We start from the raw sequence: 17,731 nt of genomic DNA on the forward strand, positions 1-17,731 counted from the left end.
CTCCACGCCGATTACGCGCTGTCCCTAACCGAAGGTTGGGGGCGAGTCAAGGCAAACCAGCCGCGCCGTTTCCGAGACCGTCATTGGCGGGCACGGACCGGCTGTGCCGACATGCCCACGGCGTTGCCCCCGCCTGGGCTGAGGATGGGTGACTGGTCGGCAATCTGCCTCGGGTCTCGCTGTACCCCACCAGCCCGTGAATCCGCCGCTTGCCAAGCAAGCCAAATAACTGACGGATTGGCCTTGTAACCTGCCCGTTCAGCCGTTATCTAGTGCGCCGCGCCGGCAACGGCCGACCATGACCGCGGAGAGGTGGCAGAGTGGTCGAATGCACCGCACTCGAAATGCGGCATGGGTGCAAGCCCATCGGGGGTTCGAATCCCTCCCTCTCCGCCATTCTTACGATCGCATTCTAACCTGCCGAAAGATAAGCTATTTTATCTGGCGATCTAATGGAGACGCTCCAATTTCCAGGCTAATGCGTTGTTCTTTTAACGAATAGGTGGCCAAGCTGAAGCCCGCAATGCGCTTCCGCAAGCCTATTAACTTCTAAGACTAGGGCATCAAACAGCGTAGTAAGGGCTACCTCGTCTAGATCCACATTGTCGCCGACCGCGACTAGGTTGAGCACTTCCGTTGCGCGGTCAAGCCGACCGCTTACGTGAGCAACGGCCTGGCGGTATTTATTCAGATCACCGAAGGTGGGACTTGTTATCCGATTGGTATCAATGCCTAGTTCCGCAGCCAATGCGGGCCGAGTCTCATGTTCCCAGGCGGCGTAAGCAGTTAGAATCGAAGAACGGGCCATGGCAATTTTGTTAGGGCCGTTGGCCGCATTACGAGCCAATGTTTCCCTGATTTTGATCACCCCAACGTAACGTGCGCCTACACCCGGCGGGTCCAGCCCGTACCAATTCCAACTGTCCAGCGTTGTGGCAAGTGCCGGGTTGGCGACAGCTTCCTGCAATGCCTCTGCGGTATTCTTGAAACCTCGCACCGCATCGACATAGAGCATGAAAATGGCCTCAAGGCGTACACAGTATTGCCGGAGAACCTCTAGCCCCTGTTCAGCGCTCATTTAGGTCAACACATCCACTTTGATTTCTTCTCCAGCCCCGTATCCGCACAGCGGTCGTGAGGCAACTTCCAAAAAACGCGATGCCGGCTGGGACATCAGCTTTTGCAACTACGATTCATGGGTGGCAGGCACATGTCAGCCGAAGGATCCTAGGCAGATGTAAGCCGCTTTCAAGCGCGTCGCTTTGCGCGCTCGGCTCGATGCTGACGATGTGGCCGGCGTCGAACACCGGCCACTCTGACAGCGCACGGTAAATCCGTTATTGCTCCTTCTTGAACAGATCCTGGAAGATCAGCTGGCCCCAAGTGCGGCCGCGTGCGTGCACCAGTGCGCCGCCCTCGTTGAGTTTCCCCAGCTTGACCGGTGCGAACCCGAGTTGTTTGGCCAAGGCCGCCGCGGGAGCGATCGCGTCCTCGTCGTCGCTCGACAGAAAGACGACCCGGTGGCCGCCCTCGACGATCGGATCGGCAGCCAAAGTGGCCGCAATCAGGTGATTGAAGCCTTTGACGAGCTTGGCGCCGGTGAACGCCTTCGCGACGAAGGCGGTGGACGGCAGACCGTCCAGCTCTTCGGGGACTGGAAACACGTTCGTCGCGTCGATGATCGTCTTGCCTTCCCAGCTTGACAGCGCCTTCGCGACATCTGGGTGCGATTCAAAGCGGACAGCCAAAAAGATGATGTCCGCCTTGACCGCGTCCGCCAGCGTTTTCGGGATGATCGTGGGTCCGATTGCGGCCGCGGCTGATGCAAAGCTTTCCGGGTCGCGCGTGGTTGCCACGGACACTTCGATGCCGTTGCGGGCAAACGCCTTGGCAAGAGCTTGGCCGATCTTGCCGAAGCCAATAATTGCATAGCTCATGTATATTCTCCTTCAGTTTACCAGGCCCTGCGGGCTCGGGATATCGAATGGAATGAACGGCGGGGCGTGGCGGGTCAGATTTGCGCCAAGCCCCCGTCGACGGCGACCTCGCTGGCGGTCATGAAGCTGCTGTCGGGCGACGCGAGAAACGCAGCCGCCGCCCCGATCTCCGCTGGATCGGCCATCCGCTGAAGCGGATTCATCGAGGCGAAGACCTTCAAGCCCTCCTCGCCTATCGCTGCCTTCGCGAGTTCGGTCGCCGTCGGCCCGGGCGACAGCACGTTTACCCGGATGCCGGTGCCTTTCAAGTCTTCCGCCCAAGTCCGCGCGAGGTTGCGCACGGCCGCCTTGCTCGCGCTATAGACGCTGAATGCGGGCGCGCCCGTGGTGCCGGCGCTCGATCCGGTCAGGATAATCGAACCGCCCTCGCCCATCAGCGGCAGCGCCTTCTGGACCGTGAAGATCGTACCCTTCACATTGGTGTTGAAGGTTTCGTCAATGTGCTCGGCGGTGAGCTTGCCGAGCGGAAGCAGGCTTCCCACCCCGGCGTTGGCGAAGATGATGTCGAGGGTTCCGCGCTCGGCCTTCACCGCCGCATAGAGCCGATCGAGGTCGGCCTCATCCGAGACCGAGCCCTTCACCGCGCGGGCATTGGGCCCGAGCTCGGCCACAGCGGCGTCTAGCGCTTCCTGCCGGCGGCCGAAGATGAAGACGAAGGCACCCTCCTCGATGAAGCGCTTCGCTGCGGCGCGGCCGATGCCGGTGGCGCCACCCGTAATAACCGCAACCTTACCGTCCAGTTTTCCCATGACTCAATCCTTCCAGGTTCTGTCTTTGATCGTTCGGGTACGCCCCGAGGACCTCTAGATGGGCCCGTCGGGGTCAGGTGGTGAGTGCGGAAGCGCGCACATCGGTGGTGCAAAATCGATCCGCTTTCAGGACTGACGCCAGCCGCGACGATCCGTGTCCGCCATTCGGAATTGCGCCGCCCTGTCGACATAAGCCATGATGTCCCGCCCCTACTGCTGTAGGATGTGCTAGATACGGGCTTTGGAAGGCGCACCGCGCGGTGCCGGATTGCACCATGATCGACTGGGATGACATTCGCTACTTTCTAGCCGTCGCACGCGGAGGCTCTGTGCGGGCTGCCGGCGCGCAGCTCGGGGTGAATCACTCGACCGTGCTGCGACGCATCGCACAGCTTGAGGAACGCCTCGGGGCGCAAATGTTCGAAAAGCTGCCTTCGGGCTACCGGCTGACGGCTGCGGGCGAGGAGGTCCTCGGGCTCGCGAACCAGATGGAAGCGTCGTCTCACCAATTGGAGACGCGCGTCTTCGGGCGCGATCAGAGCGTGCGCGGGCTTCTGCGGGTGACCCTGGCACCGCCCCTCGCGACACACCTGCTCATGTCGGACTTCGCCGACTTCGCGCGTCTGCATCCAGACATCGAGATGGAAATCCTGTCGTCCGGCGAGCTGGCAAATCTGACCAACCGAGAGGCCGACGTGGCGATCCGCGTCGTCTACGACCGCAAAACCCTGCCGCTCAATCTTCACGGCCTGAAGGGAGCGGAGGTGTTCGGCGGCGTCTACATGTCCCGCGATCGCCTGGCCGCGTGGCGTGCGGGCGCACCTGATCCCATCCGGTGGATCGTCATAAGCGTTCATGGAATTCCAGAGTGGGCCGGCGCGGGTGAAGTTCGCACCACAGGGGTTCCATTCAGGACCACGGACGCCGAGGCGCAGATCGTTGCCGTACGGCAAGGTCTCGGGATCACGACACTGCCGTGCTTCGTCGGAGATGCCGACCCCCTGCTGGTGAGGGTACCGGGCACCGACCTGCACATGTACGGAACGCTCTGGCTTCTCACACAGGGGGAAACACGCAAGACGAAGCGGGTGCGGCTCTTCACGGAGTTCGTATCCCGCAGGCTCGCCGCCTACGCTCCGCTTCTCACGGGACTATCCATATCGCGCGACTGACGCCCAGCGGGTCGACGCTGCGGTGAATAACCGGACAGCGGCACCTATTGCGGTTGCAGATGCTCAGCCATGAAGTCGATGAACGCCTCGGTCTAAACCTGATCTGTCGACTGGCCGGCCAGAGAACATTGAACTGATCGGTCTCGGCGGGGGCATGGGCGGCGGAGGAATGCGCGGCGGCGACGGAACAGGAGGGCTCGGAACGGATGCCTCCTCCGAAGATCCCTCCGCTTCAGGGCAGGTGACCAGTCGCTGATCTGACCTCAGGCCGAGCCACCGGATTGGTGCACCGCGATCGCGCTCAGAAACACCTGGCCGAACTCCTTCAGCTTTGCCGCCCCAACTCCATTCACTTCAGCGAAGGCGTCGAGGTCGTGCGGGCGGCGCTCGGCCATGTCGATCAGGGTGCGATCGGAAAACACCACATAGGCCGGCACCTGGCGCTCCTTGGCGAGGCGCAGTCGCAAGGTCTTCAGCGCGGCCAGCAGCCCGGTGTCCACATCCGATTGCCCGAAATCCTGCCCGGAGCGCGTCTTGCCGCGCAAGGCGCGGCTGCGCACCTCGACACGATAATGGAACGGCACCTCGCCACGGCCAAGCGCATGGCCTTTTTCGGCGATGGCGAGCCCGCCATGGCCGGCCGGATCCGGCATCAGGAACCCGCCGGCGACGAGTTGCCGGATCAGCGACAGCCAGAAATCCTTCTTGTGCGCCAGCCCGCTGCCGAAGCTGGCGAGCCTCTGGTGGTTCCTGGCCAGCACTTTTTCGGTTTCATGGCCGAGCAGGATGTCGATGACATGGCCGGCACCGAAGCGTTCGCCACTCTGCGCGATGGCTGCCAGGATGATCCGCGCCTCCGCTCCGCCATCGGCGCGCGGCGCCTGGTCGAGGCAGGTGTCGCAATTGCCGCAAGGCTGCGCTTCCTCGCCGAAATAGCCGAGCAGCACCTGGCGGCGGCACTGCGCCGTCTCGCAGTAGCCGATCAGCGTGTCGAGCCGGCCATGCGAGCGCCTCTTGTGCTCGGGCGGCGCATCCTCGTCGTCGATGAACATCCGGCGCATGCGGATATCGCCAAGGCCGAACAGCATATGTGCCTCGGCGTCCCGCCCATCGCGGCCGGCGCGGCCGATCTCCTGGTAGTAGGCCTCCAGGCTGCCCGGCATGTCGGTGTGGAAGACATAGGCGACGTCAGGCTTGTCGATGCCCATGCCGAAAGCGATGGTCGCCACTATGACGACACCGGACAAGGTCATGAAGCTGTTCTGGTTAGCGTCGCGCGCCTCCTTGCTCATGCCGGCATGATAGGCGAGCGCGGTGACGCCGTTCTTCTCGAGGAAGGCCGCCATCTCCTCCGTCTTCTTGCGCGACAGGCAGTAGACGATGCCGCTGCGGCCGGGATGGCGCTCGACGAAGCGCAGCAATTGCCGCTTGCTGTCCTGCTTGGCCTCGATGGCAAGCTTGATGTTCGGCCGGTCGAAGCCCAGCACCAGGGTCTCGACGCGCTCGGCAAACAGCCGGGATTCGATGTCGGTGCGCGTGCCTTCGTCCGCCGTTGCCGTCAGCGCGATGATCGGCGCGTTGGGAAAGATGCCGCGCAGACGCGACAGGTCCTCGTATTCGCGCCGGAACGCCGGCCCCCATTGCGAGATGCAGTGCGCCTCGTCGACGGCGATCAGGCTGACATCGAGCCTGGCCAGCGCCTCGAGCATCCGTTCGGTCATCAGCCGCTCCGGCGCGAGATAGAGCAGCCGCGTCTGGCCTGAGGCGACGCGACGCCATGCGGCGATATTGGCATCGCGGTCGATCGAGGAATTGATCGTATCGGCAGCCACGCCGGCAAGCCGCAAGGCGGCGACCTGATCCTGCATCAGCGCCACCAACGGCGAAACGACAATGGTGAGCCCGCCCAGGACAAGTGCCGGGACCTGGTAGCAGAGCGATTTGCCCGCCCCTGTCGGCATGACGGCCAGCACATGACGCCCGGCCAGCAGCGCATCCATGACATCGGCCTGGCCGGGGCGGAAATCATCGAAGCCGAACACGTCCTTCAGCACGCGCCGCTTGGGATCTCGCTCGTCTGTCGCGAGGGCCGCCGCTGCCTGCATCACCGCGCGTCCACGGTCGGCGTGCTCATTGGCATGTCATAGCCGAACTCGGCGCAGAAACGCTGGACGCGGACGAGAAATGCCGGGGGCAGGCCGCCGAGATAAGTCCTGAACTCTTCATTCCTTTCCCATTTTCTCAACGAAGCCCACCGGATCGGATTGTCCGGATCCTCGCTGAAACGAATGCGCGGTGTCAGTCCGAACGACTGCGCGATTTTGTCCTGCTGCGCATCGGGCACGCCGATCATGTCTTCGTAGCGGACAAAGAGTATCTGCCGGTGCGGTTGTGCATTCTTCAGCCGGGTCAGCGCGTCGTATTCGGCCAGCCAGCGATGCGGCGTGACGTGGAACCGACGCTCGTTGCGTGTTTGCGGATGCGAACTTGTCAGCGTGTCGAACGGATGGCGCACGCAATAGATCAAGCCGATGGAGGGAGGGAGCTTCGCCAGATGCGCAAAACCGCGCGCATCGCGCTTGACGACGAGGTTCGATTCCGGCCGGTCCAACATGTCCAGCATTGTGTATCGCGCTTCGGGCGGATGGACGAAAATGTCCTCGAAACACCTCATCAGCCGCTGTGTCAGCGTCGTGCCGCTGCGCGCGCAACCCGAAATGAAAATTCTGTTGGCGGGCGCCGCGCGTGCGTATGTGCGTTTTTGCATGCGCTGTTTCAGAGACAGCGGCACGAACCGCAGAAACTCCCGCACAACCCTTCGCGCAGCCGCTCCAAACGCAGCCTCAAGCCTGTGAGCGCCCTTCATCCGCAATTCCGCTGGGCCGCCCGGCACGAAACGCGCCGCTTGGGGTCCATGGCCAAGATACTCGTCGCCGATATCAGCATCAGGCAGACACCGGACTGGAATTTCGTGGACTGGAGAGGATGTGGAAACCGGTCAAGACGACTCTCCGTAGGGGTACTTTGGCTTAGCCCAGCGGCCATCGGATCACAACAGGGTCGCTCGTCGGCACGACACCAACAACGGTCTCAGCCTATCCGCCACCCGCCATTGACTGGAATGACCGCGCCGGTGACGAAGGAGCCTGCGTCCGAGGCGAGCCATAGCACCGCTCCCGCGATATCGGCCGGTGTTCCCGGCCGCGCCATCGGCGTCTCGGCGACGATCGCCGCGACACGATCCTGCGGCCAGGCACCGGTGAATCCCGTGTCGGCGATGAACCCCGGAGCAATGACGTTTGCCGTAATGGCGCGCGGTGCCAGTTCGCGTGCCAGCGCGTAGGTTAGGCCGTGCAGGCCGGATTTCGCGGCTGCATAAGCAAGGCTGCCTGGCCGGCTGCCGCCGGTCTGCGCGCCAATCGAACCGATGTTGATGACGCGCCCCCCAGGGCTCGCGAGCAAGGGCGCCACTGCGTGAGTCATCAGGAAGCTGCCTTTGAGGTTGGCCTCGATGAGGGCATCCCAATCGGCCTCGGCGTCCCCGATCGGAGTCGAGAGGCTGATGCTTCGGGTGAATCCGGCTGCGTTCACGAGGACGTCGACCCGGTCGAGGGGAGCCAGCGCCGCTTGAATCTCGTGACGTTTTCCCACATCCGCCCGCCGCCATGAGGCGTGCGGACCGAGCCTTTTCGCGGCCTTGCGGAGGCGATCCTCGTCACGGCCAATGAGAACGGCAGCATAACCCGCTTGCTGCATCGCTTGCGCTATGCCGAACCCGATGCCGCTGGCTCCGCCGGTTACGACTGCGACTCTTTTATCCTTCGACATCTGAAACTCCCATGCGTTGAACGATGCCCTTCAGATGGTTATGAGAACGCGATACGTCGAATACTGTTTATGTGCCCTTATGATATGATGGATATATCGCATGTTGAGCTTGCGCCAATTCCAGCAATTCCTCGCCGTTGCCGAAGCCATGAGCTTCCGGCGAGCCGCTGAGCGGCTGAACATGGCGCAGCCGCCATTGACTGCCGCAATCCGGCTGATGGAGGAAGAGCTTGGTGTAAAGCTTTTCGAGCGCACCAATCGAATCGACAGCCTGACCGTGGCCGGTGAGGTACTGCGGGAAGAAGCGCAAAGAACGATCGTCCAGGCCGAACGCGCCATGGCTCTGACGCGACGCGCGGGCGCCGGCGAGATTGGGTCGCTGCGCATCGGCTTCGTCGCCAGTGCCGTGCGGCAGCTGCTGCCGACTCTGATCGCCGCATTCCGGGAAAGTCACCCGGGAGTTGTGCTGGAGCTCGAGGAAGCTCCGACAGCCCGGCAGGTTGCTGCACTTCTCGACGACCGCATGGACATCGGGATCGCCGCTCTCCCGCTCCCGCCCAGCGCCGTGCAACGCATCACAGTGCAAACCATGGTCAGGGACCGTCTGGTCGCGGCCATTCCGGCGCGCCACAAACTGGCTCTGGCACCGGACGATCCGATCGCTTTGGCCGCACTCGCAAATGAACCCTGGATTCTCTTTCCGCCCAATGAAGGCCCCGGCCTTCATTCAACGATCCTGCAATCCTGTGCGCAAGCCGGCTTTACGCCACGGGTTGCCCAGCGCGCGGTCCAGATGGAGACCATCGTCGGTCTTGTGGCAGCGGGCCTTGGAGTTGCCTTGGTGCCGGGCCTGTTCGGCGAGGCAGGTCGCGAAGGCGTGGTGTTTCGGGATTTGGCTGGAGCCGGTTCGCCGATTCCCTACGAGGTCGCGCTGGCCTGGCGGACGGGCAACAATCGTCCCGCCTTGGAGGCCTTCATCCGGACAGGGCATCGTGCCTCTGACAAGAGGTAGAGGCTATCCTTCCCTAACGACACCTTTACCTCGCTGGATTCCTTTACCCAGCAATGTAAGCTCGGCTCCGCTAGCCAGGGAGGATGCGATGCTGCAGACCAGACAGGATGTTCTCGGCGAGCGGTTCCACCTGCAGCGCGCCGCCTTCGAGGCGCAGCCTTTCCCCAACTTTGGCATCCGCAAGGATCGCCTGAAACGCCTGCTGGCGCTGACCGAGCGGCATGAAGCCGACATCTGCACCGCCATCGACGCCGACTTTGGCGGCCGTTCGGCACACGAGACGCGCCTTGCGGAACTGTTCGTCGTGCGCGCCGGCATCCGCCACGCGCTGTCGCATGTCAGGGGCTGGATGCGCGAACGCCGCGTTGTCACCACCATGCCGTTCCTGCCCGGCCGAAATCGCCTCGTCCCGCAGCCGCTCGGCGTCGTCGGTATCGTGTCGCCCTGGAATTATCCTTTCCAACTCGCCGTCGCGCCGGTGACCGCCGCCCTTGCCGCCGGCAACCGCGTGCTCATAAAACCTTCCGAATTGACGCCGGCATTCTCAGTGCTGCTGGCCAAACTCGTTGCCGAGCATTTCGCATCCGATGAGCTCAGCGTCATCACCGGCGATGCCGAGATGGGCAAGGCCTTCGTGTCGATGCCTTTCGATCATTTGCTGTTCACCGGCTCGACCGCGGTCGGACGCCAGGTCGCGATCGCCGCGGCCGCCAACCTGACCCCGGTCACGCTCGAACTCGGCGGCAAGTCGCCGGCAATCTTCGATCCGTCCTGCGATCTTGACGCGGCGGTATCCAGCATTGCCTATGGCAAGCTCTTGAATGCCGGGCAGACCTGCATCGCGCCGGATTATCTGCTGGTGCCGAAGGGGCAGGCAGGCACGGTCGCTGTCAAGCTAGCAACGGCGATCGCGAAGCTCTACCCGACCTTGCGCGACAACCCCGATTATACCGCCATCATCAGCGACCGGCACCACCAGCGCCTGCGCGACATGATCACTGAAGCGCGTGACGCCGGCGCCGATGTCACCGAAATCAACCCGGCCGGCGAAGAGCTGGGTGCCAAAAGCCGGAAGCTGCTGCCGACCCTGGTCCGCAACGCCGGCGCAAACCTGCGGCTGATGCGCGAGGAGATTTTTGGGCCGGTGCTGCCCATCGTAGAATACACCGGGATCGACGAAGCGATCGCGCATGTGAACGGAGCGGAGCGCCCGCTGGCGCTCTACTGGTTCGGCCGCGACAGCGGCAATCGTCAACGCATCCTGCACGAGACTATTGCCGGCGGTGTCACCATCAACGACTGCATGCTGCATCTGGTACAGGAAAACCAGCCTTTCGGCGGGGTCGGCGCCAGCGGCATGGGCGCCTATCACGGCGAGTGGGGATTCCGGACGTTCAGCAAGGAGAAGCCGGTTTTCACACAGTCCCGGCTGAGCGCCGGAGCCTTGTTGCGCCCGCCCTACGGCAAGACGTTCGAGCGGCTCTTCAGCCTCCTGCGTCACATCACCTGATCGAGCGAGCGCAGCCTCCGGTTCGTCGTGCCATGCAGCGCCGGCGCATTAAGACTATCTTCACCACGGTGCGGCAGGGTCCTCATCCTGCGGTGATGTCTTGAGTACCGCGGCGCCACAAGCGCCCAGGCAACAGACCCGCGCCTCTTTCGGGGTGCGGGTCATTCCCGCTCGATCTCTTACCCTTGGCTAGCCGAGGAAATCGGCCCGGTGCGGCGTGAAGCTGTCGACCAGCCGCCCTGCTTCCAGCGCCTTGACGCCGTGCACCAGACCGGACGGCACAATGAAGCTGCCGCCGGTCTCGATGGTTTCGGTCCTACCGTCGATGGTCACCTCGAAGCGGCCTTCGGCGACATAGCTTGCCTGGACATGCGGGTGCGAATGCAGGGCGCCGACGCCACCCTTGTCGAAGCCGAATTCGACCAGCATCAACTCGTCGGTGTGCAGGAGAACGCGCCGCCTGTTGCCGTCTGGCGTCTTCGTCCAGGCGCCCTCGCCGGCTTGCGCGAAAATCTTTGCGGTCATCGTTGTCTCCTCAGAGCAATTCCAGGAAAAGTGTGAAACGGTTTTCCGTCCGGAATTGCGTTAAAACAATGAGATAGCGCGGTTCAGCGTTTCCGCTAAACGATGAACCTCGCTAGCGCGCCAGCCAGCCGCCATCCACCGGCACCACCGCTCCATGCATATAGTCCGATGCCGGCGCCAGCAGGAAGACGGCGGCGTCGCCAATGTCGCCCGCCTCGCCCCAGCGGCCGGCCGGGATACGCGCCAGGATGGCGGCGCTGCGGTCGGGATCGGCGCGCAGCGCCTGCGTGTTGTTGGTCTCGATATAGCCCGGCGCGATGGCGTTGACGTTGATGCCTTTTTGCGCCCATTCGCAGGCGAGCAGACGCGTGATGCCGAGCACACCGTGCTTCGAGGCAGTGTAGGACGCAACGCGGATGCCACCCTGGAAACTCAGCACGGAGGCAATGTTGACGATCTTGCCTTTCCGCTCAGCGGCCAAGGCACGCCTTGCAAAGCTTTGGCAGAGCAAAAAAACCGTTTTCAGATTGACGTCCATGACGTCGTCCCAATCGGCCTCGCTGAGATCGACGGCATCGGCGCGGCGGATGATGCCGGCATTGTTGACCAGCCCGTCGAGCGGACCGCTTTCGTCCCAGATCCGGTCGTGCAACGGGCCGGCGGCCGAAATGTCGGCAAGGTCGGCGCTGACCGCCTCGAATTGCCCTCCCAGCGCGGCGACCTTGTCTGCCGTATCGTCCATCGACGAGCGGCCGACGCCGACCACCGCGCCCCCGGCGCGTGCGATCGATACGGCGATGCCCTGGCCGATGCCGGTGTTGGCGCCGGTGACCAGGATACGTTTTCCGGCAAGGCTGAAGGGGTCGCTCACCGCAGATCGCTCAACGCCACCGGGTCGACATCGGTATAGTCGACGTTGTCGCCGGCCATCGCCCAGATGAAAGCATAATTGGAAGTGCCGGCGCCCGAATGGATCGACCAGCCCGGCGACAGCACCGCTTCCTCGTTGCCCATGACGATATGGCGCGTCTCGTCCGGCTCGCCCATGAAGTGGAAGACGCGTGCCGTCTCCGCCAGGTCGAAATAGAGATAGGCCTCCATGCGCCGGTCATGCACATGGCACGGCATGGTGTTCCACACCGAGCCCGGCGCCAGCTGAGTCATGCCGACCACCAGCTGGCAGGTCTTCACGCCGTCGGCATGGATGAACTGGAAGATCGAACGCTCGTTGCAGGTGTCCTTGCTGCCGAGATCGAGGCGCTTGGCGTCGCCGATGCGGATCAGCCGGCTGGGCCAGGCCTGATGCGCCGGCGCGCTGAGCAGATAGAATTTGGCCGGCGCATCTGCATCGGCCGACGCGAACGACACATCAGCGATGCCCATGCCGAGATAGAGCATGTCGCGCGCCTGCAATTCGAAGGACTGGCCGCCGGCCTTGATGACGCCTGCACCGCCGATGTTGACGGCGATCAGCTCGCGACGGTCGAGAAAGTTCTTGGTGCCGGTCGGCTTGATCGTTTCCAGTTGAAGCGCGGCGCCCGTCGGCACGGCGCCGCCGACGATCATGCGGTCGTAATGTGTGTAGGTCAGGCTGATGCGGCCGGGCTGGAATAGGCCGTCAATGTGAAAGTTGTGGCGCAGCTCATCGGTTGCCATCGCCGCGGCGGCGACCGGGTCGATGGCAAAGCGGGATGAATAGTCGGTGTGGCTCTGGTTCATTTCAATCCTGACTTGAGATGGGTCATTCGCCGGCGGCGGCCTTGACCGAACTGGCATAAAAAGCCTGACGCGCATGCAGGCGTTCGCGGTAACGCTGCTGGCTGGCGGTGAGGTGCGCGCGCATCGCCTCTCGCGCGGCCTCGGCATCGCCAGAGGTAATGGCGTTGAGGATCACCAGGTGCTCGCGCTGCAGTCCGCGCTGGTAGCTATCGGATTGCGCCAATTCGGTCGACCAGGGCGAAGTCACGTCGCACGGGATGGCGCGCCGGCCGAGCACGTCGAGCATCTCGACATAGAATGGGTTGCTGGTGGCGCTGGCGATCGCGCGATGGAAGGCGAGGTCGGCCGGACCGGTCGGCTCGCTGGCAAGCAGCAGCCGCTCGAATTCGAAGAAGGCTTCCTGGATCGCCGCCTCCTGCGCGGCATTGCGGCGGACTGCGGCGATCCCGGCCGATTCAATCTCGATCGCCAGCCGCACTTCGAGCACGTTGAGCGCGATCGAATCCTTGCTGCCCATGTCGGCGGCAAGCGCGCCGAACTTTGTCGAGATGTGCTCTGTGACGAAGACGCCGGCGCCCTGGCGCGGTTCGACCAGCCCGTCGGCGGCAAGCTTGGCCAGCGCCTCGCGGATGACGGTGCGGCTGACGCCGAAGGTTTCGGTCAGTTGGCCTTCGGTCGGCAATTTATGGCCGGGCAGGATCTCACCCGCCTGCAACTGCTTGCGGATCGTCGTGACCACTGTCTCCGACAATTTGGGTTTTCTCTCGACCCTGAGGTCGGTTGCGGTGTCCGATGCCATGTCGCCCCTATTTGAAGACGCTCGGTAGCCAGAGCGAAATGGCCGGAATGTAAGTGACGAGCCCCAGTACCACGAGCCCGGCCCCGTAGAACGGCCAGATCGAGCGCATCGCTTCCCAGACGGATATCTTGCCCACTGCGCACGCCACGAACTGCACAGCGCCCACCGGCGGCGTATTCAGCCCGATGCCGAAGTTGAGGATCATGATAACGCCAAAATGCACCGGGTCGACGCCGTAGGCTTGCGCCACGGGCAGGAAGATCGGCGTACAGATGATGATCGTCGGCCCCATGTCCATGAAGGTGCCGAGGAACAGCATCAAGACGTTGAGCAGGAGAAGCACGACCAGCGGATCGTCCGAGATCGCGTTCATGGAGGCTATGAGCGCTGCCGGCACTTTCAGGAAGGCCATCAACCACGAGAACGCCGCCGCCATGCCGATGATGAGCAGCACCATGGCCGTGGTGCGCACGGCACCATGGGTGGCATGAACGAAACCTTCCCAAGTCATCTGCCGGTAAACGAAGACAGTGACGAGCAACGCATAGATGACCGCGACACAGGAACTCTCGGTTGCCGTGAAAACGCCCGATCGTACGCCACCGAAGATGATCGCGATCAGCAGCAGGCCGGGCACCGCGACAGCGAAGAGATGCGCGACGGCGGTGAAGCCCGGAAACGGCTCGGTCGGATAGCCGCGGGAGCGCGCCACGAAATAGGCGGTGATCATCAGCGACAGGGCCAACAGCAGGCCCGGAATGATGCCGGCCGTGAACAGGTCGGCGATGGAGATCTTTCCACCTGCCGAGATCGAGTAGATGATCATGTTGTGCGACGGCGGCAGGAGCAGCGCGATCAGCGCCGCCATCGACGTGACGTTGACGGCGTAATCCGCTCCATATCCACGCGCTTTCATCTGCGGGATCATCAAGCCGCCGACCGCCGCTGCCTCGGCCACCGCGGAGCCGGAAATGCCGCCGAACAGTGTAGCGGTCGCAATGTTGACCTGCCCGAGGCCGCCGCGCAAATGGCCAACGAGCGAGCCGGCGAAGGCAACGATCTTGCTGGCGATGCCGCCGCGCACCATCAAGTCGCCGGCATAGATGAAGAACGGAATGGCCAGCAGCGAAAAGACGCTCATGCCGGAATTCAGGCGCTGGAACACGATGAGCGGCGGCAGGCCCATGTAAAGGACGGTGGCAAAGCTTGCGACGCCGAGGCAGAAAGCGATCGGCGTGCCGATAAGCATCAGAAGGGTGAAGACGCCGAAGAGGATCCAGAGTTCCATGCCGTCAGACCTTCACGTTCGCCGTGTCGAGTTCGGTTGCAACTTCCGCCGGCGGCAGTTCATCGAGCACATCGTCGATCGGCGCACCGGAGAGACGAAGCACGATGCGCTCCAGCGTGAAGAGCACGACGAGCACGCCTCCCGCGACCAGCGGGACGTAGTCCCAGCCCCCGGATATGCCGAGCGACGGCAAGGTAGCGCCCCAGGTCAATGCAACCAGTTGGCTGCCATACCAGATCATACCGATGCCGAAGGCGAGCGCGACGAGGTCCGAGATCATCCGCAGCCAACGCTTGCCGCCTTTGGGCAGCACGTAGAGCAGGACGTCGAAGCCGAGGTGATAGTTCTCGCGCACCCCGACGGCAGCGCCGAGGAAAATGAACCAGCTCATCAGCATCACCGAGCCCTGCTCGGTCCAGCTTGGCGAGCGGTTCAGGACATAACGACCGAACACCTGCCAGGCGACGAAGGCGGTCATCAGCACCAGCCCGATGCCTGCGACCCATAGCGCCGCTGTGCTGACGCGCGACATCATGCGCGCGACGCCGGACAGGGGCGGTCTGTGTTCTGGGCTGGAGGTCACCGGTTCTCTCCGCAAGAGGATGGCGGCGTGGAATGCCCGCGCCGCCGCTTGATCACTGCACGGCCTTGATGGCTTCGACCATGGCCTTCAGCTTGTCGTCCTTGACGTGCTTCTCGTAGACCGGACCCATGGCGTCGATGAAGGGCTGCTTGTCCGGCGTCGTGATCTGCGAACCGGCCGCCTCGACCTTGGCGCGCGATTCCTTGACCTTGGCGGTCCACAGCTCGCGCTGCCTGGCGACGCTCTCCTTGGCGGCCGCCTTGAAGATCGCCTGATCCTCCGGCGTCAGCTTGTCCCAGCTCAACTTCGCCATGACGAAGGCTTCCGGCACCATAGTGTGCTCGTCGAGCGAATAGAACTTGGCGACTTCCGCATGCTTGGCGGTGTCGTAGCTCGGAAAATTGTTTTCCGCGCCGTCGATGACCCCGGTCTCGATCGCCGAATACACCTCGCCATACGGCATCGGCGTCGCGTTGGCGCCGAGTGCCGCCACCATGTCGACGAAGATGTCGGACTGGATGACGCGGAACTTCATGCCGGACAGATCGGCTAATGAGTTGATCGGCTTCTTCGAATTGTAGAAGGAGCGCGCGCCACTGTCATAAAAGGCGAGCAGCACCAGCCCGACCTGTTCGAACGCCGCCGCGATCTGGTCGCCGACCGCCCCGTCCATGACCTTGTGCATATGGTCTTCCGAGCGGAAGATGTAGGGCAGCGAGGGCACCGTGGTTTCGGGAATGAGCCCGTTGAACGGCGCCATCGAGATGCGGTTGAGGTCGATCACGCCGGTGCGAACCTGCTCGATCGTGTCCTTTTCTTCGCCGAGCTGCGCGGAATGATAGAGCTCGACCGCATAGCGGCCGGCCGTACGCTCCTTTACAAGCTCGCCGAAATATTTGACTGCCTCGACCGTCGGATAGCCGTCCGGGTGGGTGTCGGACGAGCGCAGAACCGTCTGGGCGCTTGCCGTTCCGGCCATCAGTGCGGCGGCGAGTAGCGCAGCTCCCGTCAGTCTTGAAAAATGCAACATGGTTTCCTCCCTTTGCATTGCGGGCGAGTTGCCCCTTCAGAGCCGATACGCCTTTTTCGCCAGCGTATAGGTCAGTTCCCGCGCCAGCTCATACGCCTCGTCCTCGCGCAGCCGATGCTCGGCGACGAGACGCGCCAGGAACGCGCAGTCGACTCGCCGCGCCACATCGTGACGCGCCGGGATCGACGGAAAGGCACGGGTGTCGTCGTTGAAACCGACGGTGTTGTAGAAGCCGGCCGTCTCGGTGGTCATCTCGCGGAAGCGCCGCATGCCTTCCGAGCTGTCGTGGAACCACCATGCCGGCCCGAGCTTCAGCGCCGGGTAGACACCGGCCAGCGGCGCCAGCTCGCGCGCATAACTGGTCTCGTCGAGCGTGAACAGGATGACGGTGAGGTCGCGCTCCAGCCCGACGCAGTCGAGCAGCGGCTTCAGCGCCGTCACATAATCGGTCCTGGTCGGGATATCGAAACCCTTGTCGCGGCCGAATTTCTGGAAGATCGCGGGCGAATGATTGCGCCAGGAGCCGGGATGGATCTGCAGGACCAGTCCATCGTCGAGGCTCATCTTGGCCATCTCGGTCAGCATCTGGGCGCGGAACAGTTTTCGCTCGCGCTCATCGTCGGAACCACGGCGAATCCGATTGAACAGCTCTTGCGCCGCCGCATCCGAAAGATTGGCGGTCTCGGCCGTCGGATGGCCATGATCCGACGAAGTCGCGCCGAAGCTTTTGAAGAAGGCACGCCGCTGGCGATGCGCATCGAGATAGCCGGCCCAATTGCCGGTGTCGCAGCCGGTGATCTCACCGAGCCGGTCGAGATTGGTTGAAAACCCTTCGAAATCGGGATCGACGACAGCATCCGGCCGATAAGCGGTGACCACACGGCCCTGCCAGCCGCTGTCGCGGATCATCTGGTGCCATTTGAGATCGTCGAGCGCGCCTTCCGTGGTCGCGATGACCTCGATGTTGAAACGCTCGAACAGCGCGCGCGGGCGAAAATTCTCCCACTGCAGCAGCGTCGCGATGGTGTCGTAGTGGCGGTCGGCAGTCGCCGCGGTCAGCGGTTCGTCGATGCCGAACAGATCGGCGAGCACATGATCGAACCATAGCCGGGTCGGCGTGCCGCGAAACAGATGATAGTGCTCGGCAAAAAGCCGCCAGATCGCCCTGCCGTCGGTCTCGACCGGCGCGCCGTCGAGCGTCGCCACGCCGAGATCCTCAAGGCGGACGCCTTGGCTGAACATCATGCGGAAGATGTAGTGATCGGGGACGATGAGCAGTTGCGCCGGGTCCGGGAACGGCTCGTTCAGCGCATACCAGCGCGGATCGGTGTGGCCATGCGGGCTGACAAGGGGCAGGTCCTTGATCCCGGCATAGAGATCACGGGCAACCGAGCGCGAATGCGCCTCGGCGGGAAACAGCAAATCCGCATGGGTCAGTGCCACGGTCATCCTCCCAAGGCCACTATCGGTAGGGGCGGCAAGAAATAATGTCAACATACAAAAATGCGATTGTTGTATG

At 63.1% G+C, this 17,731-nt stretch carries 17 protein-coding genes and 1 tRNA gene; 4 read left to right on the forward strand and 14 right to left on the reverse strand.

What is annotated here, in order from left to right; all coding sequences use genetic code 11:
* Positions 1–306: 306 nt before the first annotated feature.
* Positions 307–396: transfer RNA gene (locus AC0L24_RS19635), tRNA-Ser, on the forward strand.
* Between the two features lie 79 nt (positions 397–475).
* Here AC0L24_RS19635 and AC0L24_RS19640 read toward each other — a convergent pair.
* The 3 genes from AC0L24_RS19640 to AC0L24_RS19650 all read right to left on the reverse strand — a co-directional run bounded on the left by AC0L24_RS19640 (position 476) and on the right by AC0L24_RS19650 (position 2,746).
* Positions 476–1,078: a hypothetical protein gene (locus AC0L24_RS19640; RefSeq protein ID WP_127808824.1), complete on the reverse strand. Its 603-nt coding sequence runs from the start codon at positions 1,076–1,078 to the stop codon at positions 476–478.
* A gap of 259 nt (positions 1,079–1,337) precedes the next feature.
* Positions 1,338–1,937: an NADPH-dependent F420 reductase gene (locus tag AC0L24_RS19645; RefSeq protein ID WP_292681966.1), complete on the reverse strand. Its 600-nt coding sequence runs from the start codon at positions 1,935–1,937 to the stop codon at positions 1,338–1,340.
* A 74-nt stretch (positions 1,938–2,011) separates the two neighbouring features.
* Positions 2,012–2,746 carry an SDR family NAD(P)-dependent oxidoreductase gene (locus tag AC0L24_RS19650; protein WP_127808822.1) on the reverse strand — a complete coding sequence of 245 codons (735 nt, stop codon included), beginning with the start codon at positions 2,744–2,746 and terminating at the stop codon, positions 2,012–2,014.
* A 275-nt stretch (positions 2,747–3,021) separates the two neighbouring features.
* On the opposite strand from AC0L24_RS19650, the gene AC0L24_RS19655 reads away from it, so the two are divergent.
* The gene (locus tag AC0L24_RS19655) at positions 3,022–3,918 is read left to right on the forward strand and encodes a LysR family transcriptional regulator (RefSeq protein WP_292681963.1); all 897 of its coding nucleotides are present in this window, start codon (positions 3,022–3,024) and stop codon (positions 3,916–3,918) included.
* Positions 3,919–4,181: 263 nt separating this feature from the next.
* Here the strand turns inward: AC0L24_RS19655 and recQ are convergent, their stop codons facing one another.
* From recQ to AC0L24_RS19670, 3 genes are all read right to left on the reverse strand, one after another.
* Positions 4,182–6,023 carry a DNA helicase RecQ gene (gene recQ / locus AC0L24_RS19660; RefSeq protein ID WP_473564072.1) on the reverse strand — a complete coding sequence of 614 codons (1,842 nt, stop codon included), beginning with the start codon at positions 6,021–6,023 and terminating at the stop codon, positions 4,182–4,184.
* On the reverse strand, positions 6,023–6,784 hold the full coding sequence (locus tag AC0L24_RS19665) for a sulfotransferase (protein ID WP_473564073.1): 762 nt from the start codon (positions 6,782–6,784) through the stop codon (positions 6,023–6,025). Before AC0L24_RS19665 ends, recQ begins: the two co-directional genes overlap by 1 nt.
* 224 nt (positions 6,785–7,008) lie before the next feature.
* Entirely contained in the window at positions 7,009–7,746 is a 738-nt protein-coding gene (locus tag AC0L24_RS19670) for an SDR family NAD(P)-dependent oxidoreductase (RefSeq protein WP_128363430.1), read from the reverse strand.
* Positions 7,747–7,846: 100 nt separating this feature from the next.
* Here AC0L24_RS19670 and AC0L24_RS19675 point away from each other — a divergent pair, with 100 nt between their 5' ends.
* Entirely contained in the window at positions 7,847–8,758 is a 912-nt protein-coding gene (locus tag AC0L24_RS19675; protein WP_128363431.1) for a LysR family transcriptional regulator, read from the forward strand.
* 88 nt (positions 8,759–8,846) lie between these two features.
* The gene (locus AC0L24_RS19680; protein WP_292631895.1) at positions 8,847–10,268 is read left to right on the forward strand and encodes a coniferyl aldehyde dehydrogenase; all 1,422 of its coding nucleotides are present in this window, start codon (positions 8,847–8,849) and stop codon (positions 10,266–10,268) included.
* 189 nt (positions 10,269–10,457) lie between these two features.
* Here AC0L24_RS19680 and AC0L24_RS19685 read toward each other — a convergent pair whose 3' ends face one another.
* The 8 genes from AC0L24_RS19685 to uxaC all read right to left on the reverse strand — a co-directional run bounded on the left by AC0L24_RS19685 (position 10,458) and on the right by uxaC (position 17,661).
* Positions 10,458–10,793: a cupin domain-containing protein gene (locus AC0L24_RS19685; RefSeq protein WP_127270498.1), complete on the reverse strand. Its 336-nt coding sequence runs from the start codon at positions 10,791–10,793 to the stop codon at positions 10,458–10,460.
* 112 nt (positions 10,794–10,905) lie between these two features.
* Positions 10,906–11,664, reverse strand: a complete 759-nt coding sequence (gene kduD / locus AC0L24_RS19690; RefSeq protein WP_127380704.1) for a 2-dehydro-3-deoxy-D-gluconate 5-dehydrogenase KduD — start codon at positions 11,662–11,664, stop codon at positions 10,906–10,908.
* Positions 11,661–12,512 (reverse strand): 5-dehydro-4-deoxy-D-glucuronate isomerase, encoded by an 852-nt coding sequence (kduI, locus tag AC0L24_RS19695; RefSeq protein ID WP_473564074.1) that lies wholly within the window; start codon positions 12,510–12,512, stop codon positions 11,661–11,663. Before kduI ends, kduD begins: the two co-directional genes overlap by 4 nt.
* Before the next feature lie 22 nt (positions 12,513–12,534).
* A complete protein-coding gene (locus AC0L24_RS19700; RefSeq protein ID WP_473564075.1) occupies positions 12,535–13,311 on the reverse strand; it encodes a FadR/GntR family transcriptional regulator in 777 nt (258 codons plus the stop codon).
* Positions 13,312–13,318: 7 nt separating this feature from the next.
* Positions 13,319–14,599 (reverse strand): TRAP transporter large permease, encoded by a 1,281-nt coding sequence (locus AC0L24_RS19705; protein WP_127269374.1) that lies wholly within the window; start codon positions 14,597–14,599, stop codon positions 13,319–13,321.
* Between the two features lie 4 nt (positions 14,600–14,603).
* Entirely contained in the window at positions 14,604–15,134 is a 531-nt protein-coding gene (locus AC0L24_RS19710; protein ID WP_127269376.1) for a TRAP transporter small permease, read from the reverse strand.
* A 100-nt stretch (positions 15,135–15,234) separates the two neighbouring features.
* A complete protein-coding gene (locus AC0L24_RS19715) occupies positions 15,235–16,212 on the reverse strand; it encodes a TRAP transporter substrate-binding protein (RefSeq protein WP_127808812.1) in 978 nt (325 codons plus the stop codon).
* Between the two features lie 36 nt (positions 16,213–16,248).
* The gene (gene uxaC / locus AC0L24_RS19720) at positions 16,249–17,661 is read right to left on the reverse strand and encodes a glucuronate isomerase (RefSeq protein WP_473564076.1); all 1,413 of its coding nucleotides are present in this window, start codon (positions 17,659–17,661) and stop codon (positions 16,249–16,251) included.
* Positions 17,662–17,731 lie beyond the last annotated feature (70 nt).

The organism is Mesorhizobium sp. WSM4809 (assembly GCF_055811655.1).